Source organism: Rhizobium sp. BE258 (assembly GCF_031457345.1).
In the GTDB taxonomy this organism is placed as follows: Bacteria; Pseudomonadota; Alphaproteobacteria; order Rhizobiales; family Rhizobiaceae; genus Rhizobium.
The window spans coordinates 442,775-469,179 of record NZ_JAVDWL010000001.1 but is presented as its reverse complement, the minus strand read 5'-3'; the positions used below and the strand labels follow the sequence as shown (position 1 = coordinate 469,179).

28 protein-coding genes are annotated in these 26,405 nt (G+C 61.7%); 12 read left to right on the top strand and 16 right to left on the bottom strand.

Annotation, left to right across the window (positions count from 1 at the left end):
- Nucleotides 1-21: 21 nt before the first annotated feature.
- The gene (locus J2X43_RS02290) at nucleotides 22-888 is read right to left on the bottom strand and encodes a MurR/RpiR family transcriptional regulator (RefSeq protein WP_112514419.1); all 867 of its coding nucleotides are present in this window, start codon (nucleotides 886-888) and stop codon (nucleotides 22-24) included.
- Nucleotides 889-913: 25 nt separating this feature from the next.
- The gene (locus J2X43_RS02285) at nucleotides 914-1,300 is read right to left on the bottom strand and encodes a RidA family protein (RefSeq protein WP_112388797.1); all 387 of its coding nucleotides are present in this window, start codon (nucleotides 1,298-1,300) and stop codon (nucleotides 914-916) included.
- A gap of 111 nt (nucleotides 1,301-1,411) precedes the next feature.
- On the opposite strand from J2X43_RS02285, the gene J2X43_RS02280 reads away from it, so the two are divergent.
- From J2X43_RS02280 to J2X43_RS02265, 4 genes are all read left to right on the top strand, one after another.
- Nucleotides 1,412-1,897, top strand: coding sequence for a hypothetical protein (locus J2X43_RS02280; protein ID WP_112538256.1), 486 nt, complete (start codon nucleotides 1,412-1,414; stop codon nucleotides 1,895-1,897).
- 30 nt (nucleotides 1,898-1,927) lie between these two features.
- On the top strand, nucleotides 1,928-3,403 hold the full coding sequence (locus J2X43_RS02275) for a M81 family metallopeptidase (RefSeq protein WP_310290643.1): 1,476 nt from the start codon (nucleotides 1,928-1,930) through the stop codon (nucleotides 3,401-3,403).
- 1 nt (nucleotide 3,404) lies between these two features.
- A complete protein-coding gene (locus J2X43_RS02270) occupies nucleotides 3,405-4,505 on the top strand; it encodes a D-TA family PLP-dependent enzyme (protein WP_310290640.1) in 1,101 nt (366 codons plus the stop codon).
- Nucleotides 4,506-4,578: 73 nt separating this feature from the next.
- Complete coding sequence (locus tag J2X43_RS02265; protein WP_112388800.1) at nucleotides 4,579-4,788, top strand: hypothetical protein; 210 nt, start codon at nucleotides 4,579-4,581, stop codon at nucleotides 4,786-4,788.
- Between the two features lie 37 nt (nucleotides 4,789-4,825).
- Here J2X43_RS02265 and J2X43_RS02260 read toward each other — a convergent pair whose 3' ends face one another.
- The 11 genes from J2X43_RS02260 to J2X43_RS02210 form a co-directional block, all read right to left on the bottom strand.
- The gene (locus J2X43_RS02260; RefSeq protein ID WP_310290638.1) at nucleotides 4,826-5,959 is read right to left on the bottom strand and encodes a sn-glycerol-3-phosphate ABC transporter ATP-binding protein UgpC; all 1,134 of its coding nucleotides are present in this window, start codon (nucleotides 5,957-5,959) and stop codon (nucleotides 4,826-4,828) included.
- An 85-nt stretch (nucleotides 5,960-6,044) separates the two neighbouring features.
- Nucleotides 6,045-7,289, bottom strand: a complete 1,245-nt coding sequence (locus tag J2X43_RS02255; RefSeq protein WP_405049557.1) for an ABC transporter substrate-binding protein — start codon at nucleotides 7,287-7,289, stop codon at nucleotides 6,045-6,047.
- 24 nt (nucleotides 7,290-7,313) lie between these two features.
- The gene (locus J2X43_RS02250) at nucleotides 7,314-8,174 is read right to left on the bottom strand and encodes a carbohydrate ABC transporter permease (RefSeq protein WP_310290635.1); all 861 of its coding nucleotides are present in this window, start codon (nucleotides 8,172-8,174) and stop codon (nucleotides 7,314-7,316) included.
- Nucleotides 8,171-9,055 carry a sugar ABC transporter permease gene (locus J2X43_RS02245; protein ID WP_310290632.1) on the bottom strand — a complete coding sequence of 295 codons (885 nt, stop codon included), beginning with the start codon at nucleotides 9,053-9,055 and terminating at the stop codon, nucleotides 8,171-8,173. Before J2X43_RS02245 ends, J2X43_RS02250 begins: the two co-directional genes overlap by 4 nt.
- A gap of 12 nt (nucleotides 9,056-9,067) precedes the next feature.
- Entirely contained in the window at nucleotides 9,068-10,225 is a 1,158-nt protein-coding gene (locus J2X43_RS02240) for a Gfo/Idh/MocA family oxidoreductase (RefSeq protein ID WP_310290629.1), read from the bottom strand.
- Between the two features lie 353 nt (nucleotides 10,226-10,578).
- Nucleotides 10,579-11,211, bottom strand: a complete 633-nt coding sequence (locus J2X43_RS02235) for a hypothetical protein (protein ID WP_310290627.1) — start codon at nucleotides 11,209-11,211, stop codon at nucleotides 10,579-10,581.
- A 107-nt stretch (nucleotides 11,212-11,318) separates the two neighbouring features.
- A complete protein-coding gene (locus tag J2X43_RS02230) occupies nucleotides 11,319-11,549 on the bottom strand; it encodes a WGR domain-containing protein (RefSeq protein ID WP_310290625.1) in 231 nt (76 codons plus the stop codon).
- Nucleotides 11,550-11,653: 104 nt separating this feature from the next.
- Entirely contained in the window at nucleotides 11,654-12,340 is a 687-nt protein-coding gene (locus J2X43_RS02225; RefSeq protein WP_310290620.1) for an ABC transporter permease subunit, read from the bottom strand.
- A complete protein-coding gene (locus tag J2X43_RS02220; protein WP_310290619.1) occupies nucleotides 12,337-13,041 on the bottom strand; it encodes an ABC transporter permease subunit in 705 nt (234 codons plus the stop codon). The genes J2X43_RS02225 and J2X43_RS02220 overlap by 4 nt, the downstream gene beginning before the upstream one ends.
- A 35-nt stretch (nucleotides 13,042-13,076) precedes the next feature.
- Nucleotides 13,077-13,850, bottom strand: a complete 774-nt coding sequence (locus J2X43_RS02215; RefSeq protein WP_112538263.1) for a lysine/arginine/ornithine ABC transporter substrate-binding protein — start codon at nucleotides 13,848-13,850, stop codon at nucleotides 13,077-13,079.
- 79 nt (nucleotides 13,851-13,929) lie between these two features.
- Nucleotides 13,930-14,592 (bottom strand): transcriptional regulator, encoded by a 663-nt coding sequence (locus J2X43_RS02210; protein ID WP_112388810.1) that lies wholly within the window; start codon nucleotides 14,590-14,592, stop codon nucleotides 13,930-13,932.
- Between the two features lie 271 nt (nucleotides 14,593-14,863).
- On the opposite strand from J2X43_RS02210, the gene J2X43_RS02205 reads away from it, so the two are divergent.
- From J2X43_RS02205 to J2X43_RS02175, 7 genes are read left to right on the top strand one after another with little or no spacing between them, the layout of a single operon-like run.
- Nucleotides 14,864-15,814, top strand: coding sequence for a threonine/serine dehydratase (locus tag J2X43_RS02205; protein WP_112538306.1), 951 nt, complete (start codon nucleotides 14,864-14,866; stop codon nucleotides 15,812-15,814).
- Nucleotides 15,811-16,764: an ornithine cyclodeaminase family protein gene (locus J2X43_RS02200; RefSeq protein ID WP_310290613.1), complete on the top strand. Its 954-nt coding sequence runs from the start codon at nucleotides 15,811-15,813 to the stop codon at nucleotides 16,762-16,764. The genes J2X43_RS02205 and J2X43_RS02200 overlap by 4 nt, the downstream gene beginning before the upstream one ends.
- A gap of 46 nt (nucleotides 16,765-16,810) precedes the next feature.
- The gene (locus tag J2X43_RS02195; RefSeq protein ID WP_310290610.1) at nucleotides 16,811-17,968 is read left to right on the top strand and encodes an amidohydrolase; all 1,158 of its coding nucleotides are present in this window, start codon (nucleotides 16,811-16,813) and stop codon (nucleotides 17,966-17,968) included.
- Between the two features lie 39 nt (nucleotides 17,969-18,007).
- Nucleotides 18,008-19,132 (top strand): DUF2817 domain-containing protein, encoded by a 1,125-nt coding sequence (locus J2X43_RS02190; protein WP_310290608.1) that lies wholly within the window; start codon nucleotides 18,008-18,010, stop codon nucleotides 19,130-19,132.
- Nucleotides 19,129-20,118 (top strand): ornithine cyclodeaminase family protein, encoded by a 990-nt coding sequence (locus tag J2X43_RS02185; RefSeq protein WP_310290606.1) that lies wholly within the window; start codon nucleotides 19,129-19,131, stop codon nucleotides 20,116-20,118. Before J2X43_RS02190 ends, J2X43_RS02185 begins: the two co-directional genes overlap by 4 nt.
- Nucleotides 20,119-20,138: 20 nt before the next feature.
- Nucleotides 20,139-21,086, top strand: coding sequence for a threonine/serine dehydratase (locus J2X43_RS02180; RefSeq protein WP_162708452.1), 948 nt, complete (start codon nucleotides 20,139-20,141; stop codon nucleotides 21,084-21,086).
- Between the two features lie 22 nt (nucleotides 21,087-21,108).
- Nucleotides 21,109-21,987 (top strand): hypothetical protein, encoded by an 879-nt coding sequence (locus tag J2X43_RS02175; RefSeq protein WP_310290603.1) that lies wholly within the window; start codon nucleotides 21,109-21,111, stop codon nucleotides 21,985-21,987.
- Nucleotides 21,988-22,019: 32 nt separating this feature from the next.
- Here J2X43_RS02175 and J2X43_RS02170 read toward each other — a convergent pair whose 3' ends face one another.
- Both J2X43_RS02170 and J2X43_RS02165 read right to left on the bottom strand, forming a co-directional pair.
- Entirely contained in the window at nucleotides 22,020-23,177 is a 1,158-nt protein-coding gene (locus tag J2X43_RS02170; RefSeq protein ID WP_310290601.1) for a metallophosphoesterase, read from the bottom strand.
- A 157-nt stretch (nucleotides 23,178-23,334) separates the two neighbouring features.
- Nucleotides 23,335-24,054, bottom strand: a complete 720-nt coding sequence (locus J2X43_RS02165; RefSeq protein ID WP_310290598.1) for an SDR family oxidoreductase — start codon at nucleotides 24,052-24,054, stop codon at nucleotides 23,335-23,337.
- 149 nt (nucleotides 24,055-24,203) lie between these two features.
- Between J2X43_RS02165 and J2X43_RS02160 the strand changes: the two genes are divergently transcribed.
- Nucleotides 24,204-24,779, top strand: coding sequence for a TetR/AcrR family transcriptional regulator (locus tag J2X43_RS02160; RefSeq protein WP_310290594.1), 576 nt, complete (start codon nucleotides 24,204-24,206; stop codon nucleotides 24,777-24,779).
- Nucleotides 24,780-24,824: 45 nt separating this feature from the next.
- On the opposite strand, the gene J2X43_RS02155 is transcribed toward J2X43_RS02160, so the two are convergent.
- The gene (locus J2X43_RS02155) at nucleotides 24,825-26,402 is read right to left on the bottom strand and encodes a DHA2 family efflux MFS transporter permease subunit (RefSeq protein ID WP_310290592.1); all 1,578 of its coding nucleotides are present in this window, start codon (nucleotides 26,400-26,402) and stop codon (nucleotides 24,825-24,827) included.
- Nucleotides 26,403-26,405: the final 3 nt, after the last annotated feature.

The following is a 26,405-nucleotide window of genomic DNA, read 5'->3' as shown; positions in this document are numbered from 1 at the left end:
GCTGCTGTCCTCTCATGTCAATCAGTCTCCAAGCAGCTGCCGGTCGTCGGTGCCGTCACGGTGGGCGACGAGTTGCTGCTTGATGCGGCGGAGCGTCGTCGTTGCCTTCGGCTGGATGGCATAGGCGACGAGGCTCGCAAGAATATCGACCGTCGCGATATAGGCGATGCGGGTCGATGTCGGCCGGTAGATATTGGTGCCTTCGGGCAGGTCGATCGGAACGACGATCTCGGCGGCTTTGGCGACGGGGCTGCCGGTCTGTGTCAGCGCGATGGTCTTCACCTTGGCCTCGCGTGCCAGAGCAAAGGAGCGGACCAGCTCGGCATTGCGGCCGGAGAAGGAGGAGCCGATGATCACGTCGCCGGATTTTGCCGCTGCCGCCATCATCATCTGCATGCTGTGGTCGGAGCTGGCGGTAATCCGCAGGCCAAGACGGAAGAGACGGTTCTGCAGCTCGTCGGCGATCATCGAGGAATTGCCGCCGGAGCCGAAGGCGTAGATCATTTCAGCCTTGGAGATCAGCCCGACGGCCGCCTCTATCGCCGTCAGGTCGAGCGAGCGGTGCAGCAGGAACAGCGCGTTCTGCGCCTTGGTAATGATATCCTGGGCAACATCAGCCGGATCGCTGCTTTTCGATTCCGGCTTGAGATAGCGCACGCCGATATGGGCGGTGCGGGCGAGCTGAACCTTGAAGTCGGAGAAGCTTTCGCAGCCAAGCCGCCGGCAGAAACGGGTGACGGTCGGCGGGGAAACCTGGGCTCGCTCGGCGAGCTCGATGATCGACGCGTTTACCGCAAACTCGAAATCATTGACAATGATCTCGGCGATGCGACCCTCGGAGGCTGAGAGCCGGCTCTTGTCTTCCTGCAATGTGGAAAAGATATCCAAGCCGGTCCCCCCGTAATCGCCGCTCTCAGTCTTTTTTCTTATAAGCGACGCAATCGATCTCGACCTTGCAATCCACCATCATGGACGATTGGACGCAGGCGCGGGCCGGAGGGTGCTCGCCGAAATATTCCTGATAGATCTTGTTGAAGGTCCAGAAATCGCGCGGGTCATCAAGCCAGACGCCGACGCGAACGATGTCCTCGACGCCGTAATCGGCTTCCTTGAGAATGGCGAGCACATTGGCGATCGTCTTGTGGGTCTGGGCAATGATATTGCCGTCGATGATCTCGCCATTTTCCATCGCCACCTGGCCGGAAACATAGAGCCAGCCGTCGGCTTCCACAGCGCGTGCGAACGGCAGCGCCTTGCCACCGGCGCCGGTTTGAACAGTGCCATAGCGTTTGATGGACATGCCCGGTTCCTTGCAAATTATTTTCTTGATAAGTTGACAAGTGACCATAGAAAGCAGAATTTGACCAGCGAAAAACGCCATTTATGAAAACTATTTAAATCGGGGGCGGCCATGCGTGATCCTTTTCAGAATCCTTTCCCGTCCTCGGATACCGCCAGGCACAGCATCTGGGAGATGCTTGTTCCCCGCGATATCGACGCTTTTCTGGCTGCAGACTGGTCTGCTGTCGAGCATGATTTCGTCGAGGAAGGCTTCATCGGCATCGATGGCCGCAAGGAAGTCAGCCCGGACAAATGGCGCCTCGCTTTTCCGACGCTGAAAGCCTATCGCGACGAGTGGCTGAAGCAGGCGAAGGATTTCGCCACGCAAAGCTTTGCCGAGGATACCCGCACCGCGATCTTCACCACCACGACGCTCGAAGATATCGAGATCGAGGGCGACATGGCGCTTGTCCGCAAGAAGTTCGACGGCGGCCTGACGAAGAGCGATGGCAGCCGCGACATCATGCAGTGGCAGACACTCTATTATTGCAGGCTCCACGAAGGACAGTGGAAGATCTGCGGTTTCACCGGCTACCTGCCGAACCCGATGGGTTGACGCGGGGCCGACATTAAAAGGCCTAATCACTTGCGCATTTTCACGGCAGCACTGGCGACCGAGACCAATACCTTCTCACCGATCTGCGTGGACCGCCGCGCTTTCGAGGCTTCGCTTTATGCGCCGCCCGGCCAGCATCCCGAAACGCCGACGCTCTGCACCGCCCCGATCACCGTCGGCCGCCGTGTCGCCGCCGAAAAAGGCTGGGAGCTGATCGAGGGCACCGCCACCTGGGCAGACCCGGCCGGCCTCGTCAATCGCAACACCTATGAGGAACTACGCGACGAAATCCTCGGCCAGCTGAAGGCAGCGCTGCCCGTCGATGCCATCGTCATGGGCCTGCACGGTGCGATGGTCGCGGCCGGATACGAGGATACGGAAGGCGATCTGCTTTCCCGCATGCGTGAAATGGTCGGGCCTGACGTGCTGATCTGTGCCGAGCTCGATCCGCACAGCCACCTCACGAAGAAGCGTATCGAAGCGCTCAACTTCGCCGTCTATTTCAAGGAATTCCCGCATACCGATTTCGTCGACCGCGCCGAAGATCTCTGGCGGATCGCCGTCGATGCGCTGGAGGGCCGGGTGAAGCCTGTCAATTCGGTGTTCGATTGCCGGATGATCGATGTTTTCCCGACCTCGCGCGATCCGATGCGCTCCTTCGTCGACAAGATCATGAAGATCGAAAGGGACGACCCGGATGTCCTGTCAATCTCGGTCGTCCATGGTTTCATGGTCGGCGACGTGCCCGAGATGGGCACCAAGCTTCTGGTCGTGACCAACAACAAGCCGGAAAAGGGCGCCGCCTTGGCGCGCGAACTCGGCATGGAGCTGTTTTCCAAGCGCGGAACCTTCATGGTGCCGCAGATCGAGGAGAAGGAAGCGGTATCCCGCGCGCTTGCCGCAACCGCCTGGCCGGTCGTGATCGCCGATGTGTGGGACAATCCGGGCGGCGGTACGGCCGGCGATGCGACGGTCATTCTCGAAGAGCTGATCGCCCGCGGCGTCAAGAGTGCTGCCATCGGCACGATCTGGGATCCGGTTGCCGTGCAGATCTGTTTTGCGGCAGGCGAGGGGGCCGAGATCCCGCTCCGCTTCGGCGCCAAGTCGGCACCCGGTACCGGCAATCCCGTCGATGGCACAGTCAAGATCGTCAAGCTGGTGAAGAATGCCGAGATGCAGTTTGGCGAGAGCCTGGCGCCCTTCGGCGATTCCGCCCATATCGTGCTCGACGGCATCGACATCATCCTCAATTCGACGCGGGCCCAGAGCTTCGACCCCAGCCTGTTTTCGGTGATGGGCATCGATCCGGCTAAACAGAAGATCCTGGTGATCAAATCTACCAACCACTTCTTCGCGTCCTTCTCGAAGATCGCGGCCGAGATTCTTTACTGCTCGGCGGGAACGCCCTATCCCAATAATCCGGCGACGACGGCCTATCGCCGGGCGCCGAAAAACATCTGGCCGATCGTGGCCGACCCACATGGAACCGAACGCGGAGCCGCCTGAGATGCATGACAACCAGTTTGCCGTCGTCGCCAAGGCTGGTGACAGGATCGCGGATCTCTCGACCCCCCAACCTGTTATCGACGAAGACAAGCTGGCCGCTAACATCCACAGGGTTCAGTCCTATATGGACGAGCACGGGCTGAACTTCCGCCCGCATATCAAGACCCACAAGATCCCGGCACTCGCCGTCGCCCAGGTGGCGGCCGGCGCCAAGGGCATCAATTGCCAGAAGGTGACAGAGGCCGAAGTCTTCGCCGCAGCAGGTTTCGAGGACATCCTCATCACCTTCAACATCCTCGGGCCGCAGAAGCTCGAGCGGCTTAGTGCTCTCAACGAGCGGATCTCCGGCCTGAAGGTGGTTGCCGATAGCGACGTGACGATCGACGGACTGGCAGCCCATTTCTCCGGCCACCGGCCGCTGACCGTGCTGGTCGAATGTGACACGGGCGCGGGCCGCTGTGGGGTCCAGACGCCGGAGGAGGCGGCATCGCTTGGCAAGCGGATCGCTGCGGCCGACGGGCTGACCTTCGGCGGCATTCTCACTTATCCGAAACCGCAATCGGCCGATGCCGTCGAGGCTTTCATCCAGTCGACCCTGTCGCTCCTCTTGGCGCAAGGCATCGAGTGCCCGATCGTCAGCAACGGCGGCACGCCAAGCCTGTTCGATGCGCATCTCGTCAAGTCGGCGACGGAGCATCGCGCCGGAACCTATATCTATAACGACCGTCAGATGATCAGCATGGGCCACTGCAGCGAAGACGATTGCGCCATGCATATCGTCGCGACCGTGGTGTCGCGTCCGAATGGCGACCGTGCCGTCATCGACGCCGGTTCGAAGGCACTGACCTCCGATCTGCAGGGTTTCAACGACTTCGGGCTTGTCGTCGGGTATCCGGAGGCGAAAATTTCAAGCCTCTCGGAAGAGCATGGCGTCATCGACCTCTCGGCTTGCACAGGGCCGCGGCCGCAGATCGGCGAGAAGATCTTCATCATCCCCAACCACACCTGCGTGGTCTCGAACCTCTTCGACACGATGGTCTTCCACCGTAACGGCGTCGTCACGCGCGTCGAGGAAGTCGCTGCGCGCGGCCTCGTCTGGTAACTGATCGGTCAATTGCTGCTTGCGCACGCTGCCGCATTCGCTAGATGAGGTTCATCGAGCGAAGGAGAGTGGCGTGGAAGAGCAAGTCCAGATTGGAAATCGCGGTGATTTCGGCCAGTGGGCAATCGAGGTCGCCAAACTGATCGTCAGCGACCAGGGTTTCGAGCTCGCAAAGGCTGCTCGTGAAGGCAGCGAGGATGATGTCCGGGCCGCCGGCGCCGCACTCGGGCAGGCGATCACCGACGCCCTGATGGAAGTCTATGACGGCCTGATCGAGGAATAGCGGGGATCGGACCGCTGTTGCGGTCCGATTGCGATCCTCAGACTGTCGCCGGAGACAGCAGGTTCATATCGATTTCGGTGAGTTCCACCCGGCGTTCGAAGGCGATACCGTCTTCGTCGAACAGATGGCAGTCCACGGCATTGATGCCGACGGTCACCGGTATATCGGCGCGGATGCCGACGCTGCCGGGCAGCATGGCGCAGAAGTTTTCCGTTTCGCTGCCGAGCGCGGCATAGGCAACCGTATTGGCGCCCAGCCGCTCGATGACGCTCGGCGTCACCGTCAGCGAGATGTCGCCATTGGCAAGCTGCACATGCTCCGGCCGGATGCCGAGCGTCAGCGTTTTCCCTGCCATCCCGTCACGCGGGGCGACCGGCAATGTCGCCGTCTGGCCGCGGTAATCGACAGTCACGCCGGCATCGCTGACGGATTTGCAGGTCACCTGCAGGAAATTCATTTTCGGATTGCCGATAAAGCCAGCCACAAACTGGTTTGCCGGCTTGTGATAGAGCTCCAGCGGCGCGCCCGTCTGCGAGATATTGCCGGAATCGAGCACGACGATGCGGTCGGCCATGGTCATGGCCTCCACCTGGTCGTGGGTAACATAGATCATCGTGGCCTTCAGCTGCCGGTGCAGCTTGGCAAGCTCGATGCGCATGTCGGCGCGCAATGCCGCGTCGAGGTTGGACAGTGGTTCGTCGAAGAGGAAGATTTTCGGTTCGCGAACGATCGCGCGGCCGATGGCGACACGCTGGCGCTGGCCGCCCGAAAGCATGCCGGGCTTCTGCTGCAGGCGGGTTTCGAGGTGGAGGATGCGGGCAGCGTTTTCGACGCGCGCCTTGAGCTTTTCCTCTTCCATCTTCTCGACACGCAGCGGAAAGGCGATGTTTTCAAACACCGTCATATGCGGATAGAGCGCGTAGGACTGGAACACCATGGCGATGCCGCGCTTGACGGGCGGCAGCTCGTTGACGCGGACGCCATCGATGACGATGTCGCCCTTGGTCGTGGCATCGAGACCGGCAATCATCCGCAATAGCGTAGACTTGCCGCAGCCTGACGGTCCGACGAAGACAACGAACTCGCCGTTCTTCACGTCGAGCTCGACGCCTTTCAGAACTTCGTAGTCGCCATAGAATTTTTGAACTTTATTGAGCTGAAGCTGTCCCAAAAATCTGTCTCCGGTCCCGGCCTGAACGCGCATGAGGTTGGTCGGTGAGGATCGCGGCCGAGTGACCGCGATCCCCTGATACGGCTTACTTGAAGGCTTCGATCTCGCCGGCAGCCTTCTTCAGAGCGGCTTCCGGTTCGGCCTTGCCCGTCACGACGGACTGTACCATCTCGATGATCGAGTTCTGAAAGCCCTTGTAATCGGTGAAGAGCGGCTCGGGACCACCGAAGGCGATACCGTCGATGAACGGCTTCCACGACGGATCGGCCTTGACGAATTCGTCGACCTTCGCCGACGGACGCAGCGGGGTCAGGCCCGCACCGCCCTGAAGTTCGTACTCACCCTGCGGACCAGGCGAAGTGATGTACTTGGCGAACTCGGCTGCCTTTTCCTCGACGCCGGTGCCCTTGAATACGGCCAGGCTGTCGGTGATCAGCAGCGTGCCTTCACCCTTGGCCGAAGGACCGAGCGGCAGCGGCGCAACGCCCCAGTTGATCTTGGTGTCCTTCAGGCGGGCGGCAGCACCCGAACCTGCCTGGATCATGCCGACCTTGCCATCGAGGAAGATGGCGCGGATTTCGTTCTGTTCGTAGGCGGTTGCGCCTTCGACGGAGTAGGGCGTGATGTCCTTGTAGGCCTGAAGAGCTGCGAGAACCTCCGGGCTGTCGATGACGATCTTGTCGCCGTCGATGACCTTGCCGTTGTTGGTGTAAACCCAATGCATGAACTGGTGCATCGTGTTGTCGAAGGTCTTGGCAGGCAGACCGTAGCCGGCAATACCGGTCTTTTCCTTGATCGCCTTGGCGTCGGCAATTTCCTCAGCCCAGGTCTTCGGCGGGGTTTCCGGATCGAGACCGGCCTGCTTGAAGAGGTCCTTGTTCCAGTAGAGGGCCTTGGTCGAGAAAGCGACCGGCACGCCCCACTGGTTGCCGTCGAAGGTGACGGTATCGACGATGTTCGGGTAGTAGCTCTTCTTCTCTTCGTCGGTCATCGGCACCGGAACGATCAGGTCGTTCTGTGCGAATTCCTTCAGGGTGCGCGAGCCGACATAAGCCATGCCGACCGGCGTGCCGGCAGCAGCCAGCGTCGTTGCCTTGTCCTGGCACTGTTCCCAACCGACGACTTCAGGCTTGACGGTCCAGCCCGGGTTCTTGCCTTCCCATTCCTTGATGTATTTTTCATGGATGGGGTCAATCTTGTCGCCGCAATAGATCCAGCTGATTTCCTGGTCAGCGGCATGGGCGGTCATGGTACCAAGCGCGGTGGAGCCGAGCAGGGCAAGGGCCATGAGGCCGGTCTTGAATTGAATCGTCACTTTTTTAGCTCCCATTTTCTCTGGTGGTTTAGTTTTGTCTTACTGTTTCACCGCGCCCGCGGTCAGACCGCTGACGAGATACCGTTGAAGGAAGAAAATCACGATCATCGCCGGCGCGATGCCGACGAAACTTGCCGCCATCAACTCGTTCCAGACGACTTCCTGGCGGCCGAAATAGGCAAACAGGCCGACCGGCAGAGGCGCGTATTCCGTCTTGGAGTTGAAGGTCAGGGCGTAGATGAATTGCTGGGCGTATGAACCGATGAAAGTGGTGATGGCAACGACGGTGATCCCCGGCATGGCGATCGGCAGGATGACCCGGCGAAGCGTATAGAAATGGCTGGCGCCATCGACGAAGGCCGCTTCGTCGAGCTCTCTCGGAATGCGCATCATATAGGTGCGCAGCAGCCAGATCGCCGACGGGATCAGGAAGGCGATGCCGGGAACCATGATGGCGAAATAGGTGTTCAGCAGCCCAAACGAGCGCATCAGCCGGAAGAGCGGGATGAGCAGCACGGCGCCCGAGAACATGTTGACCGCCAGGAACGCGCCGAGCAGAAGTCCGGCGCCTCGGAATTCGAAGCGCGCGAAGGCATAGGAGGCCGGGACGACGAGGATCAGCACCACCGTCGTGACGATCGTCGAGATGAAGAAGGAGTTGAAGATGTAGCGCGCAAAGCCCGGTACGCTCACCCACATGGTCCGGTAGGCTTCGAACGAGCCGTTTTCGGGAATGAAGCGATAGGGGGACGAAAACAGCTGGCTGAGCGGCTTAAGCGAGACGAGGAAACCCTCGCCGAAGGGAGCGAGAACGAAGGTGAGGAACACCAGGATACCGGCATAGATGCCGACGATCTCGTACCATTTGTAGCGGTTGATCAGCAGATGCGGCGTTCTCATCGCTTGTCTCCGGAAGAAAGACGGCTGGTGATGCGGAAGTAGCAGACGCAGAAGATCGACAGGAAGATGCAGATCAGCACGGCGCGGGCAGCACCCTCGCCATATTTGTTGGAGCCGATCGCCGTCTTGTAGGTGTCGATGATCATCGTCGTGGTCTCGCCGCTCGGGCCACCGCGCGTCAGGATCCAGATGATGTCGAAGGAATTGAAGGTCGAGATCAGCGACAGCATCGACATGGTGATCATCGAAGGCACGATCAGCGGCAGGGTGATGCGGCGGAAGCGATAGAAACGTCCGGCGCCGTCTGTCCAGGCCGCTTCATAGAGATCCTGCGGGATCGCCTGCATGGCCGCCAGCATATAGAGCGTCACCATCGGCACGCCGATCCAGACGTCGGTGATGATGGTCGCCCAGAAGGCCGTCGATCCCTCGGCAAGGAAGGCCACGGGGCCGGAGGCGAGCCCGAAGCGCTGCAGCATGCCGGAGATCATGCCGAACTGGCCGTTATACATCCAGCCCCACATGAAGATGCCGATCGCCATCGGAACGATCCAGGGCGGCATGGTCAGCACGCGAAACAGCGCTCGTCCGGGCACGGCGGAGTTCAGCATCGTGGCGCCGAAGACGCCGATGATCATCTTGATCGACACCGAAAAGAACGTCCAGATAAAGGTCCGGATGATGACCTCGGCGAAGGTCGAGTTGAAGATCTTGCTATAATTGACCCAGCCCACCCAATTGGTGGTCTTCTTCAGCGAGGCATCGGTGAATGACAGGATGAACGTGTCAAGCAGCGGATAGGCGACAATGACTGTCACATAAAGGACGGCCGGAAAGAGAAGGAGCCAGGCGAAGATGACTGTGCTGCGTTGAACACCCATCTCCAGCCCTCCTCAAGCCGCTCTTGCGTGAAGGGCTTCGTCGAAGCGGTCCCAGACGGGACGCAAGTCGACGATCGTCTTTTTCATTCGCGCCTCATCCATGGCAAGCGCCAGAATGCCGGCTTCCAATGCGTTCAATGTCGAGACAGGAAGCTCGAGGCCGGTGCGCACGCTTTCGAGAATATCGGCGGCCATCTGTTCGTCGGCGCCGTAATGCTGCGAGAGTTCGGTGGCTGCATATTTGGTCTCGAAGACCTTCTTGCCGGTCAACTGCTCGTGAACATCGAGATAGCCGCGCACGAAATCGCCTTCCGCCATACCGCGCGATCCCATGATCGCGAAACGGCGGAACTGGTCGGGGACATTGAGGTTGGTATGGAAATTCATGCCGACGCCATTGGCATATTCGACGATCGCCACTTGATAGTCGATGATATCGGCGTCGCTGTCGAACACCTTGTCGGATCCCATCCAGCCGCTCGGCTTGCGATGGAAGAGTTCGAGGTCGTTGATGCCTTCGCGGGCCGGATCGTTGGCGGGCGTGAAGCTCTTGCGGCCGCCGAAGCTGGCGACGCGCTCCGGCCGGGCGCCGACGACACCATTATAGAGGTCGAGATCGTGGCAGCATTTTTCCAGCATGAAGCTGCCGGAATAGCGCTCGTAGCGGCGCCAGTCGCGCATGAAGAAGGCGCCGTGATAGGGCTCGATATGCTCGGAGGCCTCGATGGAAACGATGTGGCCGAGCTTGCCTTCGGCCTGAACGGCGCGAAGGTCCTTGTAGAGCGGCGAATAACGCAGAACGAGGCCGACCATGAGCCGCTCGTGACCAAACTTGGCCATCAGGTGAGCAAGTTCGATGCTTTCGGCGATGGTGGTGACGATCGGCTTTTCGCAGAAAACCTTGAGGCCGGATTCAAGGCCGAGGCGGATGTGATCGAGATGCATGTGATTGGGAGAGCCGATCATCAAGAGATCGAGCTTTTCGGAAGCGAGGAGTTCCTGCGGCGTGCCATAGGCCTTGCCAACAGAAATGCCCTTCTCCTGCAGCCCGGGAAGGCCCGCGGGTTCCGGATCGACATAGCCGACGATTTCGAAGCTGCTGTCGATTGCCGTGAAGACATGGCCGAGGTAGCCGAGCCGGAATCCCAGCCCTATGATTCCCACTTTCATCCCGATGACGTTCCCAATTTAGTAATTTATTTTCTTCAAGTTGGGACAAAAATCAGAGGCCGTCAACAGAAAACGGGCCTGAAAGCGCATTGATGAAATTTATTTTCATCATATACGATCTAGGCGCAGTTTTTGCGGTTTAAACGCAAGCGCCACTTGCGGCCGGTGGGGCGGCCGCTGTGCAATAAGTGAAACTGGTTTCTATTTCCGGCACCAGTTGCGCCCGAAAACAGTTTTCAGGGAAATGCCCGTTCAACTCAGACTACGCCCGCGGTTGGCGTTCGGCAAGCCATGCAGAAGCGGCGCCCCGAAACGCGGCGATGGCGTGTTGCAGAGCCCAGAGGTGGCTGCGATCACTCTCCGGCCGAACGGCCGGTGGCGAGTTCCAGCTTGCGCAGGCAGTCGTCGTTGCCGGCGAAACGGAAGATGCCATAGACTGCAAGACCGAGATCCTCGCTGCCCGATATCGTCAGGCTGGCAGATTCCGCGTTGCCGAAACGCAGCGACAGATCGTTCCACTGGTCGAAGATCTGTCTATCTTCGTTGATGATCGCGGCCTCGAACTGACTGTTGTCGCGCAGCTCGCCTTCTTCGGCATGGTCGACGGTCTCGTCGGGCTTTCCGAGCTGGCGGCTCATCAGCTGGTAGGCCTTGGCGAACAAGGCGCGCGTCTTGCGGCCATCTTCGTCGCCGGCGATATAAGGCGAGACCGCCGAAATGTTGCAGATCCCGGTGCCCTTCACATAGGCGAGAATATACTCGTTGAAGAGACTGCTAGCTTCCGGGGCCCCCTTGCAGACATATTGTCCAGTCGCGTCCGCGCTGCTGCTGCCGCCATCGATCGCCTCGCAGCCAAGCGCCGAAGGACGCATATCCTGGGCGATACCGAAGGGCAGCATCGGCGGAGACGTGTCCTGCGGCGCGGCCGATGGGGTGACGATTGCCGCCGCAAGCGCAATCGGAAGCATGCCGAAATCGAAAGCCATCATGTCCTCGTCAGCGATTCCGTTTCAGTCAATCGCATGACAAGCGCGCGATTGCCACCGTCAGCCAAACGCAGCTGTGGACAAGCACGTTCCGTCACGAACAGGCATCAGCCTGTAACATAGCCACGCTTGAGCTTGGCGCGGACGAGGCGGGTCATGCGCGAAGCGGCCTGCTCAGCCCCGGCGTAGAGATCGATCCGGCTGCGTCCTTTCGTGCCGAGGCGGCCCCAGCAGCGCAGGACGGCATGATCGCCGAACAGGCTTCGTTCGATCGATACGAGATAGAACCGGGCCATGTTGCGGGCCGGATCGCGGCGTGTGAGGAGGACGACATCCATACCCCGAGATTCGCATTCGCGCGGTGCCGGCGTCCAACGACGAATAGGAATCGGTGCGGCTGGATCGATTCATGTTGGTGATGAATACAGGCCCCGGGAAGCGTTCAGCGGGCGCCTTTCAGGCGGAAGCGGGCCTCGAGGTGGTTCCAGCTGCGTCTCAGAATCTCGACGATGATGATGTAGACGACCGCAGCGGCGACATAGAGCTGGAAGTCGTAGGTGCGCTGAAAGGCGAAACGCGTGGCCCCGAGCAGGTCGTAGACCGTGACGACGCTCGCCACGGCGCTGCCTTTGAGGACAAGCACGACTTCGTTGCCGAAACCGCGCAGGCCATGACGCGCCGCCTGCGGCGCGACGATCATCAGCATCGCCAGCCACGGTTTCAGAGCGAGAGCCTTGGCGGCCTCCATCTGACCGCGCGGAACGGCAAGCACCGCGCCGCGGAAGATCTCGGATTGATAGGCCGCGGTGTTGAGACTGAAGGTCAGAAGCACGCAGAACTGCGGCTCGCGGAACAGCGGCCAGAGGCCGAGCGCCTGCAGTTCCGGCCGGAATTGTCCGGAGCCGTAATAGACCAGGAACACTTGGGCGAGCAGCGGCGTGCCGCGCACGGCATAGGAATAGGCATAGGCTGCAGCCCTCACCACCTTGGGACCAGACAAGCGTGCCCAAGTGAGGAGTGCGGCGAGGATCGCCCCGAGAGCAATGGAGATCACAGTCAGCTCGATGGTGATGAGCAGGCCCGAGAACAGCCGCCCGCCATATTGCTGGAAAACGTCGAGATCGATCATCGGGCATGCCCCCAACTGCGATTGGCGTAGCGCTCGAGTGCCGAGAGCACCGTGCTGGAGATCATCGTCAGCAGCAGGTAGATGCCGCAGGCGGCGGCGTAGAACAGGAAAGGCTGCTTGGTCTGGCCGGATGCCAGATAGGCTTGGCGCAGGATATCATCCAGGGCGATGACCGAAACCAGCGATGTTTCCTTGAGAAGCGCCAGCCAGCAATTGCCGAGCCCGGGCAGGGCAGGGCGCAAAAGCTGTGGAAAGATCACCTTCAGGAACAGCGGAAAGGGCTTGAGACCGAGGCTCAGCCCGGCCTCGATCTGGCCGCGGTCGATGCCGCGCAGCGCGCCGAGCAGGATTTCGCTGGAATAGGCGGCGAAAACGGCGCCGAGCGCAATGACGCCGGCGATGAACGGGCTGAGTTCGAGATTGACGCTGTAGCCCATCCATTCGCCGATCGTCCGGATGGCGATGGAGGAGCCGTAATAGATCAGGAGAAGCGTCAGCAATTCCGGCAGGCCGCGGAAAGCGGTGGTGAATGCTTCGCCAAATGCCCGCAGCGCTTTGCTGCGGGCATTCTTCATCAAGGCGAGTGCGAGCCCCAGCGCGAAACCGAAGGGCAGGGTCGTCAGCGCCAGCTCTACCGTCAGCAGAGTGCCGGCGAGCAGCTGACCGCCCCAGCCATTCGCGCCAAATCCGAGAGTTTCCATATGCCTCTTCGTCTCCAGGGCTCGGCAGAGCGGGCTTAGTAGATCGAGAAGGGGAAATACTTCGCGTTGATCGTCTTGTAGGTGCCGTCGGCGACGATCGCGGCCAGAGCCTTGTTCAGCTTTTCCTGCAGCTCCGGTTCGGCCTGGCGGATGCCGATGCCGACGCCGTCACCCAGGTAGTGCGAGTCCTTGATGTCGTTGCCGGTCAGCTCGCAGCAATCGTTGCCCGACTTCTTGAACCACTCGGTCAGCGTGATCTTGTCGGCCATGACGGCATCGACGCGGCCGGCGACGAGGTCGAGAAGCGCTTCGTCAACGGTGCCATACTGGCGGACTTCGGCGTCCTTGTACTTGTCTTCGATCAGCGTCGAGAAGGTCGAGGAGGACTGAACACCGAGCGTCTTGCCCTTCAGGTCGTCAGGCGTGTTGCCCGGCAGCGGCGCCGACTTCAGAACCGCCATCGCACCAGCCGTGTGGTAGTAGGGGTTGGTGAAAGCGATCTTCTTCTTGCGCTCGTCGGTGATCGACATCGAAGCGACGATCGCATCGTAGTGGTGAGCGAGAAGGCCAGGAATGATGCCGTCCCAATCCTGCGCCACGATCTTGCAGTCGGCCTTCATGTTGTCGCAGAGCGCCTTGGCGATATCGACGTCGAAACCGGCCAGCGTGCCATCGGCCTGCTTGAAATTGAAGGGAGGGTAGGCGCCTTCGGTGGCGATGGTCAGCGTGTCCTGGGCGCTGGCGGCGGTTGCCGACAGTCCGAGAAGGCCGAATGCCGTCAGTGCTGCAGCTGCAATAGTCCTGTTCATCTCAGTTCCCTTTATCATTATGGTGGTTGCTTGCCGGAAGCCGCCCTTGGAACGCTGATGCCGTTCCGCGCCGGGCGGCCTAAATTTCCTCCAAGGATCCGTAGTTCTCGGAAGAATTGCTGCCGCTCTTTTTCTGCCTCAGGTCTTTCAGGTGCTTGTAGAGCGTCGCGCGCGACATCTTCAGCACCTCGGCGATGTAAGGCGTCGCGTTGCGGATCGAGAAAATGCCCTGGCGATCGAGAATGCCGACCAGTTCGCTCAGATCGTCCTTGCTGAGGCCTGCCTCGGTCAGCCGCTTCTCGCGCAGATAGGCGTCGATCGTGGCGCTTACCACCTCTTTCCAGTCACTCTTGAAGAGCGCTGCCGGCGGATCGGACGGCGGCGAGAACTGAATGAGGTTGCGGATGAATTCGACGGCACCTTCGAAGGCGGAGATATCGAGGTTGACGCAGAGAAGTCCGACCGGCCGCTCGGCGTGATCGCGCAGCACCGCGGTGACGGAGCGAAGCTGGCGCCGATCCCAATTGGTCTTGCGGTACGGCCCGATCACCGAGGAGTCGATCGAGATCGCCACATCGAGATCGGTCATCGACGAGTCGCCCGGCCGGCGCTTCGAAAAGGCGTTGGCGATATAGGCGATGTTGCCGGTTGCGAGGTCATGCAGAACCACTTCGGCATGCGGCTGCAGCAGCGTTGCGATCGCCTGGCAAACGGGGACGTAGGGTTTCAGAACTTCCTTCATAAGCAACAGTTACGGCTGATGAGACATTTTGTCAATTCAGACATATTGTCTCAAACGAGATCCGGGTATAGGAGATTGGAAGGGAGGAAGTGGAGTGCGTAATAGAGGCATGGACCAGCATTTCAGCGCTGGTTTTTATCGCTTCTGTATCGGCACCGAATTTCTCAAGCCGAGGTTGTGGATGCAGACGCAGTGTCTCCCGATGGATTTTCTGTCTAATCTTCTGTCCGCCGAGACGATCCTGCGCCGGCCTTCAAGAATGGAGTTTTACATGAGCATTTCCGAGACCATCGAAGCGGCAGAGCGCCGTATCCGGCCATACGCGCGGGAAACCCTGCTGGAGCCGTCGCCGGTGTTTTCAAGCCGGGTGGGCCAGGAGGTTCTCCTCAAGCTTGAAAACCTGCAGCATACCGGATCCTTCAAGCTGCGCGGCGCGCTGAACAAGATTCTGGCGATGGGCAGCGAGGCGACGAAGACCAAGGTGGTCACCGCCTCATCCGGAAATCACGGCGCTGCCGTTGCCTATGCTTTGCGCGTCATCGGCGGCAAGGGTCTGGTGTTCGTCCCCGAGGGTGCATCGCCCTCGAAGGTCGCCAATATCCGGAACCTCGGCGCCGAGGTGGAATTCTTCGGTGACGACAGCATCGATACCGAAATCCACGCCCGCGCCTATGCTGCGGAACATGGCTGCCTCTATGTTCCGCCTTACAACGACTATGAGGTCATGCGCGGCCAGGGCACCATCGGCGTCGAGCTGATGCGTCAGAGCCAGCCGATCGACAACCTCTTCATCTCCGTCGGCGGCGGCGGCCTGATCGGCGGCATTGCTGCCTATATCAAGGCCGTCTCGCCGAACACCCGTATCATCGGCTGCTCGCCTGCGGCATCCTGCGTGATGGCGCGCTCGGTCGAGGCCGGTTCGGTTCTCGATCTTCCGTCTGACGATACGCTTTCCGATGGCACGGCCGGTGGCCTCGAATCCGATACGATCACCTTCCCCTTCTGCCGCGATCTCGTCGATCACTGGATCGACGTTTCAGAAGAAGAGATCGCCGAGGCGATGCGTACCTTCATCGACGGCCATCACATGCTGCTCGAAGGTGCGGCCGGTGTCGCACTCGCGGGCCTGTGCAAGGCCGGTGCCGAGTGGACCCGCGGCCGCTCGGTCGCCGTCATCTGTGGCGCGAATATCAGCCGCGATGTTCTGAGGAGCGTGATTTGAGCGCGCCACGGCTGTTTTCTCCCGAGGAAATCAAAAAGCGCCTCGAGACGGTGGATCCCGTCCTTTGCGTGGAAGAGGCATTTCGCTCCTTCTCGCGCGGCGAAGCCATCGTCCCGCCACCGGGCGAGTTGATCTTCGACAACCCGCCGGGCGATGTGCATATCAAGTATGGCTATATCGGCGGCGGCGCGTTCTATGTCGTCAAGATCGCCTCCGGTTTCTACGAGAACCCGCGCCATGGTCTGCCGAGCAGCAACGGCGTGATGCTGGCCTTCGATCGCCGGACGGGCGCGCTTGCGGCCATTCTCGACGATCGCGGCCATCTGACGGATATCCGCACCGCTGCGGCAGGCGCCGTCGCGGCAAAATATCTGGCCCCCGAAAACGTCGAGACGATCGGTGTCATCGGCACCGGTCTGCAAGCCGAGCTCCAGGTGAAATTCCTGCAGTCCGTCAGGCCCTGCAAGAACATCCTCGTCTGGGGCCGGCGGGCGGAAGCTGCCGAAAGCTATGCCGAGCGGATGCGCAAGGACGGCTACACGGTCGCAGTCGCATCGAGCGTCGAGGATGTGGCGGAGCGCTGCCGGATCATCGTCACGACCACCGCAAGCCACGAGCCGCATCTCCATGGCGCCATGATCCGCCCGGGAACGCATGTGACCGCGATGGGCGCCGATACGCCCGACAAGCGCGAGCTGCATGCCGATATTTTCGCCGCTGCCGATCTGGTTGCCGTCGATAGCCGCGTCCAGGGCGCGCTGCGCGGTGACCTGAAGGGTGCGCTGGATGCCCGGACTGTCGAGCTCGATCGCGTCAGCGAACTGGGTCAGATCATCGCCGGTACAGCGAAGGGGCGTTCCAGCGCCGGTCAGGTGACCGTTGCAGCGCTCACGGGTCTTGCCGTGCAGGACGTGGCGATCGCATCGGCGGTTATCGCCGGAGATATCTGATGCCTGCCGCGCCGCGTGCGGTGTTCGTATTCAACGAGGTGACGTCATGTTTCAGACGATAGTGGATGCCTTCCCCCAGTTGAGGGACATGCGCCGCACCATGCATGTGCATCCGGAGCTGTCGCTCGAGGAAGCGTGGACCGCAGCCTATGTCGCGGAGCGGCTGCGCGAGCTCGGGATCGAGGTTCACACCGGAATCGGTGGCCACGGTGTTGTCGGCGTCATTCACGGATCGGCCCCTGGACCAGCTATTGCCTTGCGCGCCGATATGGATGCGCTGGCGATAGAGGAACAGAGCGGCCGTCCCTATGCGTCGGAGATTCCCGGCAAGATGCATGCTTGCGGCCATGACGGCCATGTGGCGATCCTGATCGGCGCGGCGATGCACCTTGCCCGCACGCGTCGTTTCCGTGGAACGGTCTATCTGTTCTTCCAGCCGGCCGAGGAGCGCTATGGCGGCGCCCAGCACATGATCGATGACGGGCTGCTCGCCCGCTTTCCGGCAGAGCGCGTCTTCGGCCTGCACAACTGGCCGGGCCTCAGGGCCGGCGCCATCGTCGTCCACGACGGGCCCGTCATGGCCGGAACCGGGGAATTCGAGGTCACGTTCACGGCCGCCGGCGCGCATGCGGCCATGCCGCATCTGACCGGTGATCCGATCCTGGCCGGGTCGCATTTCGTCACCGGTGTCCAGCAGATTGCCGCACGCGCCATCGATCCGCTCAGCGCCTCGGTCGTCACCATCGGTTCCTTCCAGGGTGGACACGCGCAGAATATCATTTCCAAGAAGTCGGTCCTCACGGGGACCTTCCGCGCCTTCGGCCTCGACGTGCTGCAGCTGATCCAGCGCCGCCTCGAAGAGATCGTCCGCTCAGCCGCGGCAATTGCCGGAACGGAGGGTGCGATCCGTTTCGACGATGGTCTGTGTCCGCCAGTGGTCAATACGCGGGCGGAAGCCAGGCTGATGCGCGATGCGGCCACCGAGCTTTTCGGCGAAAGCGAGGTCGAAACCCTGCCGCCGACGATGGCGGGTGATGATTTCGGCGTGTTCCTGCAGCATCTGCCCGGTGCCTATATCTGGATCGGCAACGGCACCGCCGATGAAAGTGCCGGGCTGCATCTGCCGAACTACGACTTCAACGACGACATTCTCGTGCGTGGCGCAAGCCTGCTTGCCGCGACGGCGGAAGGGGCGCTGGCGTGATGTCCGCTATGCCTGCGACGATATCAGGGAGATGCAGCCATGTATGATCGCAGCTTTCTGGAGGATTTTTCGGTGACCTTTCCCGCGGCGCGCCAGAAATTTCTCGATGCGTGCCGGGATGCGGCAATTCTCGAAACCTTTCCTCATCCGCTCAAAGGTCCAGACGGCGAAGAGCTCGCAACCGATATCGCCTATTTCGGCCGCATCGATGCGCCATATCTGATCGTCTCGGTTTCGGGCACCCATGGTGTCGAGGGCTGGGCGGGTTCTGCCTGCCAGACGGGCTGGGCGCACCGCGACTTGGCGCTGCCCGATGACGTCGCAATGCTGCATATCCATGCCATCAATCCTTGGGGCATGGCCTGGGACCGGCGTCAGCAGGAAGACAATGTTGACCTCAACCGTCACTATGTCGATTTCGCCTGCGTTCCGGCCAATCCCGATTATGCGAAACTCTACGAGCACGTGATGTGCCCTGAGGACGATACCAACCGGCGCAGCGCGGCCAATGCGGCGCTCGCCGCCTATCGCGAGAAGCATGGCCGTCTGACCTCCGGCATGACCCTGCAGGGCGGCCAGTATTCTTTCCCGGATGCGCCATCCTATGGCGGGTCGGCACCAGTCTGGAGCCGCCGGATGATCGATGAAATCTTCGCTCGCTATTGCGGCAAGGCCAGGCGCGTCGCCGTCGTCGATATCCACACGGGCTACGGCCCCTATGGCTACGGCATTCCACTCTGGCACATGCCCGGCGGGCCGCAGCTTGAGAAGGCGCGCACCCTTTTCGGCCCGACCATCGAGGCGCCGCTGGCCGGCGATCGTGCCCATGAGGAATTCATCCAGCACGGCCATTTCTACGGCTATTGCGAACGCCAGATCGCCAAGGCCGATGTCATCGCCATGTGCCTGGAATTCGGCGGCGAATGGCTGGCGGACGGACAGAGGGCGCGGCTGGAACGCAGCGATGCGCTGCTGTGGCGTGATGGCGACCGCCTCTCGGCCGAAGCGCGCGCCGCGCGCCGCCGCTGGCGCGATCTGCATTGCCCCGACAGCGACGACTGGCGCGAGATGGTCTGGTTCCGCGGCCGCCAGGTCTTCCGTGAAATGGTCGAGCGCATCCGGCTCGATGACGAAACCTCTATGCCCGAAATGAACAAAGCATGACCTTACGCATCATCGACCAACCCGTTGTTCGCCAACTCCTCACCATGCCCGTCTGCATCGATCTGATGGAGCAAGCGATGCAGCAGACCGCCCAGGGTGAAACGCTGCAGCCGCCGCGCTGGATCATGGGGCTGCCGGGAGACCGCGGCCGGGGCTTCGGGCTGATGCCGGGGGCTATGAAAGAACCGGCGGGCTTCGGCGCCAAGCTGACGGCCGTCTATCCCGAGAACGGCGCCAAGGGACTGCAATCGCATCGCGGCATTATCGCGCTTTTCGACACGGAGACCGGTGCGCCGGTGGCAATCGTCCATGGCGGCGAGGTCACCGCCATCAGAACGGCAGCCGCCAGCGCGCTCGCAACGCGCCTGTTGGCACGCCCCGACGCCAGTGATCTGGCGATCCTCGGCTATGGCGAACAGGCGCTTCAGCATCTGAAGGCGATGGCGGCTGTCCGCACGCTCAACCGCGTCCGTGTCTGGGGCCGTTCGCAGGAACGCGCCGAACATTTTGCCCGCGAGGGCCGGACGCTCGTCGATTGCGCCATCGAAGTTTCCCGATCGGTGGAAGCAGCCGTTGCCGGTGCAAGCCTGATCTGCACGGTGACGGGTGCGGCCGAACCTATTCTTGCCGGCCGGATGATCAGCCCGGGTGCGCATCTCAACGTGGTCGGCTCAAGCGTTGCCGCGGCCCGCGAGATCGACGTCGATGCCGTCGCGCGCTCGCGCTTCTTCGTCGATTACAAACCCTCGACGCTGCTGCAGGGCGGAGAGTTTCTGGCCGCGAAACGCGAGGGCCGCGTGAGCGACGATCACATCGTCGGCGAGATCGGCGAGATCCTGATCGGCCGCAAGACCGGGCGCCAGACGGCCGATGAGATTACCATCTACAAGTCGCTTGGGATTCCCGCCGAGGATCTCGTCTGCGCGCATTTTCTCTACACGGCTGCCACCGAGCACGGGCTCGGCGCCAGCGTCGATTTTTCCTGAAACGGACGGAGATGGATCATATGAGCCTGCTTGACGATATCGAACGCGCCCGGGCCGCCGTCCAGCCGAATATCCATCGCACGCCGCTTTGGCACTCTTCGACGCTTTCCAAGCTTGTCGGGGAAGACGTTTATCTGAAGGCGGAGCTCTTCCAGAAAACCGGCTCCTACAAGCCGCGCGGCATGATCTGGGCGCTGATGTCGCTCTCCGATGCTGAGCGGGCGGCCGGCGCCATCACCTTTTCGGCCGGCAACGCGGCGCAGGGGCTCGCCTACGCAGGAACGGCGCTCGGCGTGAAGACCGTCGTCGTCATGGCCGCGACCGCCAACCCGACCAAGGTGCAGGCGACCAAGGATTACGGCGCAGAGGTGATCCTGCACGGCACGCCGCAGGAAGCGGCGCAGTTCTGCCTCGATACAGCGCGGGAACGTGGCCTCACCTATATCTCCTCCTATGACGACGATGCGCTGATGACCGGCCATGCCTCGCTCGGCTGCGAGATCTTCGAGGATCTTCCTGACGTCGCGACGATCTTCCTCGGCATGGGCGGCGGCGGCATGGCGGGTGGGCTTGCCAAGGCTGCGATCGCCCATGACCATCCCGTTTCGCTGTTTGGCATCGAGCCCGAGGGGGCGCCGGCAATGTACGAGAGCCTGAAGACCGGAAGCGCTGTACGGCTGCCCGTCGTCAAGACGATCGCCGATGGCCTGGCCGCGCCCAGCGCCGGCGTGAGGTGCTTCGAGCTTGTCCGCCAGCGGTTCGAGGACGTGTTGCTTGTTGACGACGAAGCAATCGTCGGCGCAATGAAGCTTCTGATGCAGCGTTGCAAGCTCACCCCCGAGCCCGCAGGTGCCGCGGCGCTGGCGGGTCTCCTTGCCAATCGCGAGCGGGTGCGCGGCAAGGGACCGGTCGTCTGCGTCGTTTCCGGCGGCAATGTCGATCTCGCGCTGCTCAAGCAGTGGCTTTGACCAATTTACCAAGGATAGCATTATGCGTTTTCAAACAGATGTCAGGGACAGCACACGGATTGGCTTTGCCAGTGGCGATGTGAGCGGCAGCGGCAAGGTGCTGTTTGCGGCTGAAGAGCCTGACGGCAACACGCTCGTCATATGCGACGAGACGCCGGTTCATCCCGTGAGCTTCCGCTGGCCGGACCAGCCCGCCGATCGCGGCGTTATGATCACGGCGGGCGGACAGCGCCTGGAGATCACCGATGCCTGGACCGGCATGGCCAATGCCGAAACCGGCGAGCTCGTTTTCGGCGAAGACGCCCGGGCGCTCGGCCGCACCGGGGACGAATGGAAGAGCGTCGTCATCCATGTGATCACAGGTGATGCGCCTGCTGCTGGCGAGACCGTCAGCATCGAGGTCGATGCCGACCGCCGCCGCAAGCTCAGCCTGGCCCACACGGCAGCTCACCTCTCGGCCTTTGCGCTCAACCGCGCCGCCAAAAGCTACTGGACAAAGGAGGGCGCCGCGCTCGATACGCTCGGAAATCCCGATTTCGACAAGGAAGCGATCGTCAGCGCGCTGCTGTCGGAGCAGGCGTCGGTCGATACCTATCGCGTCGGCAAGACGCTGCGCAAAAAGGGCTTCGAACTCGACCGCTTCGTCGCCGACCTGCCGGCCGTCATCGAGGCAATCAACGGGACGCTGCGCGGCTGGCTTTCTGAGCCCACAGCCATCTCGCTGACGCCAGTTCCCTCGACGCTCGATACGCGGCGCCTCTGGGAATGCGTTCTCGATGGCAAGCAGGCGCAGATGTATTGCGCCGGAACCCACGTGGCGAGCCTCCAGGACATCGCCGCGATCACCGTGTCGATCGAGCCGGTCGATGGTGGCGTCGTCATGCACACGGCAGCACGCTGAGCGGATCTTAAAAAACCTGCAAGGCGGCGGCCTCAACCGCCTTGCACAAGGCGCAGCCGCGTGATCTCGGAAGGCGCAAAGAGTCTGATGGGCGGTCCCCAATAGCCGGTTCCCCGGCTGGTATAGACCCAGAGATCGCCAAGCTTCGCCAGCCCGTGAACGAATGGCTGCTGCATTCGCACGAAGAACATCCACGGCAGAAACTGGCCGCCATGTGTGTGGCCGGAGAGCTGCAACGTGAAACCCGCTTTCGACGCCTCGGGGGCGCTGCGCGGCTGATGGGCCAAAAGCAGCCGGAAGGACGCATCGCCGGGTGCGCCCTTGGCGGCCTTGGCCGGATCGCTCTGATGCCGCGGGTCGAAATGACCGCCGCCATAATCGGTGACGCCGGCAATGACGGCCTGCGCGCCGCGGTGATCGATGACCACATGCTCGTTCATCAGCACCGTCAGCCCTAGCCGGCGAAACTCGCTGATCCACGGATCGGCACCCGAATAATATTCATGATTGCCGGTGACGAAAAACGTGCCATGGGGAGCCGCCAGGTCCGCCAGCGGCTGCGTGTGCTCCTGCAGCTGCGGCACCGAGCCATCGACGGCGTCGCCCGTCACGGCGATGAGGTCAGGCTTCAGCGCGTTGACCGTCGCGACGATCTTTTCGACATAGCCGCGCTTGATCGTCGGGCCGATGTGAATGTCGCTGACCTGGACGATGGTGAAGCCGTCGAGCGCCGCATCAAGTCCGGCGACCGGTACATCAACCGTTTTCACCGGCGCGCGGCGGCGTGCGAAATAGAGGCCGAGAAGGCTGAGAAGCAGCGCAAGCGCGGGGACGCCGAGTGCGGTGAATTCCGCAAAGGACCGGACGGGCGTACCCGCCCCCGATACCCATCCGGCGATGGCGAGCGCGGTCAGCGCGATGTCGCGCAGGACCGTGAGAACGAGCAGAGACGAGAAGAAGCCCATGGCGGAAAGACCGGCCCATGCCAGCAGATCGGACAGAGGCTGGCGGCTGATCATCCGGGCTGCCATGCCAAGCGGTATCAGGGTCACGGAAGCGGCAAGGGCGATGACCGCCAGCCACTTCAGCGCACCATCGACGGGTGCTGCGGGTATCAGCCGGATGCCGACATAGAGATGCATCAGAAGGCCGATGGCCATGACGCGGACGAAGAAGGCGGAAGGGCGCACGAAAAATCCGTCAGTGGAAGCCGGCCGCGATGATGCGAGAGCGGCGTGCCAGAGCAAATAGGAACTGTGGCACGCCAGTAAAAGAGGCCATGCTGCTCGGCCATCTCGGCGGCGCGCCTCTTGCGGAAGCGGCACGCCGTCGAACCCGCAGGCGCAATCAGCCGGCGGCGGCCATCGCGGCTTCCAGGCTGCGGCCGTCATTCGCCCACAGATGCTCGATCTGCAGGGCGGTCGGATCCGGGAAGATATAGGCATCGCCGTTTTCGATGCCGCGGACGATATTGACCGCGACATGCTCCGCCGTCGCCTTTTCGAGCGGGATATGCCGGGCGAGATCGGTATCGACGGGGCCGGGATAGATGCCGATGACATCGATGCCGGATGCTTTCAATGTGCCGCGCAAAGTCTGCGTCAGCGACTGCAGCGCGGCCTTCGAGGCCGAATATCCGCCGAGCGGCGGGGCGGAAACCAGGCCGACAATGCTGACGACATTGACGATCGTGCCGGAGCCGCGGGCGACGAAACCGGGCACGAAGGCGCGGATGACCCGCAGCGTTCCGTAATAATTGGTCTCCATGTCGCCGTTCAGTTCTTCATGCGTGCTGCTGATGAAATCGTTGAACGCCAGGCTCCCGGCATTGTTGAGCAGCACATCGACATCGGGCGCGGCGGCAAGCGCCTGCCTGACCGAGGCATCGTCGGTCACGTCGAGCTGCAGGGGCACGACGCGGGCATCGGCGAAATCGGGAAGCGACGCGACGTTGCGGGCCGTGGCGTAGATCTTCTTGACGCCAGCGCCGAGCAATTCCTTGACGGTGGCTGCGCCGATGCCGCGGTTGGCGCCCGAAACCAGGACGGTCTTATCTCTCAGTGACATTTGCTTTCCTTCCAGGCCATCGCTGCGGCCAAAGGTTCGAAAATATAGTAAACAGATCTGTTTACATCGCGAATGGATAAACAGATCTGTTTACCGTGTCAACGCAGTTTGCTAAAGCTGTCGTCAGACGCCCCGCGAGGAATTGAGACATGCCCGATGCCGCGCCGATCCCGGCCAAGAAGCTTGAGATCCTGAAGCTGGCCTTCGACCGCTTTTACGATGGCGGGTTTCATGCCACCGGCATCGACACCGTCATGGCCGAGAGCGGCATCTCCAAGCGCACGCTTTACAAGTATTTCGCCTCGAAAGAGGACCTGATCGAAGCGGTGCTCGATTATTACGGCGAGGGCATCGCGGACGCTTATTTTGCCCCCGCAATGGCCACGGATGGCGATCCGCGCCAGCAGATCCTCGCCTGTTTCGACAGCCGGCGCATGCAGCTGGAGGCAGACCGCCGGGGCTGCCTGGGGATCAAGGCTTCGCAGGAATATGCCGGCAAGCATGAAGGCATCGCGGCGCGCGGTGAACGTCTCGGCCTCCATGTCGAGCAGCGGTTCATTGGCATGTGCGGGCGTCTCGGCGTGGCCGATCCCGAAGGCCTCGGAAAACAGATCGCCATTCTCTTCCAGGGCGCATTGCTGATGTCACAGGTGTGCCGCAATCCCGCACCCTTTGCTTCCGCCAAGGCGGCGGTCGAGACACTACTTCAAAGCGCAAAGCGTTGAGCTGATCGCTTGGGGCACGTGCCGCCGTCGCACTACGCTTCCCTCTCAGTGGCCGCCGCCGCCGGGTTGTGGGCTCTTCGGTGGCGTGACATTGCGCAGTAGCGGCACCAGCGCCGTGGCGACGACGAAGGCGGCCATGATCACCCGGAAGGCATCGGCATAGGCCATGGTCGAGGCCTCGCGGTAGGCGAGCCTGAAAAGTTGCTTCAAGGCGGCCGTCTGCCCGTCGTTGATGCTTCCGGCGATCTCCGAATAGCGCCGCGCAACACCGGCCGTCAGCCGCTCCATCGCACCATTCGCAGGCGTCAGGTTGGAGGCGATGGCGTTGAAATGCATGTTGGTGCGGTTGTTGAGGATTGCCGCGCTGACGGCGATGCCGACGGCACCGCCGAGATTGCGCATCATGTTGAACAGACCGCTCGCATATTTCAGCCGTTCGGGTGGCAGGCTGCCGAGCCCGAGCGTCACGGCGGGCGCGACGGCAAAGACCTGCGGAAAGCCGCGGAACACCTGTGGCCAGAAAAGCTGGTCGCCGCCCCAGTCGTGGGTGATGGCGCTGAAGCCCCACATCGAGATGCCGAAGGAGGCAAGCCCGAACATCATCAGCCAGCGGATATCGTAGCGCTTGGCGAGCATGATGTAGAAGGGAACGCCGAGCATCGACGCAGCCCCGGTGGAAAAGACGGCAAGTCCGGTTTCCCAGGCATTGAAGCCGCGGACGTAGCCGAGAAACAGCGGCGTCAGGTAGATGGTCGAAAAGATGCCGATCCCTGTCACGAAGGAAAGCAGACAGCCGATGGCGAAGTTGCGGTTTCCGAAGGCGCGCAGATCGACGACCGGTTTCGAATAGGTCAGGCTGCGGATGAAGAACAGCAGACTGGAGATGGCCGCGATCGTCGCGGTGGTGCGGATCGTCTGGTCGTCGAACCAGTTGGCGCGCGTGCCTTCTTCCAGCGTATATTCCAGTGTCCCGAGTGCCACCGCCATCAGCAGGATGCCGGGATAGTCTGCTTCCTTGAGAAGCTTGATATCGGGCTCGTCGATCTTCACCAGGATGGCGACGAGCACGGCGATCAGGGCGCCGGGCACAACGTTGATGTAAAACAGCCAGTGCCAGTTCCAGGTATCGGTAATCCAGCCGCCGATAACCGGGCCGAGCGTCGGCGCGACCGAGGCGATGGTGCCGACGACCGCTGCCGCATAGACGCGCCGCGGTCCCTGGAAATAGTGGAAGGACGAGGTAAAGACCGTCGGGATCATCGAGGCGCCGAGCAGACCCTGCAGGGCGCGAAAGACGATCATGCTGTCGATGTTCCAGGCAAGGCCGCAGAGCATGCTGGTCAGCGTGAAACCGGCGGCGGATGCCGTGAACAGCCAGCGCGTCGAGAACACGCGGGTCAGCCATCCCGACAGCGGGATGACGATGATTTCGGCGATCAGGTAGGCGGTCTGTACCCAGCTGATCTCATCCTGCGAGGCCGACAGGCCGCCGCCGATATCCTGGAGCGAGGAGGCGACGATCTGGATGTCGAGCAGCGCGATGAACATGCCGAAGCACATCACCACGAAGGGCAGCAGACTGCGAACCCAGCTTGGCTGGGCAGGCGTGACGGGGGCTGTCATGGT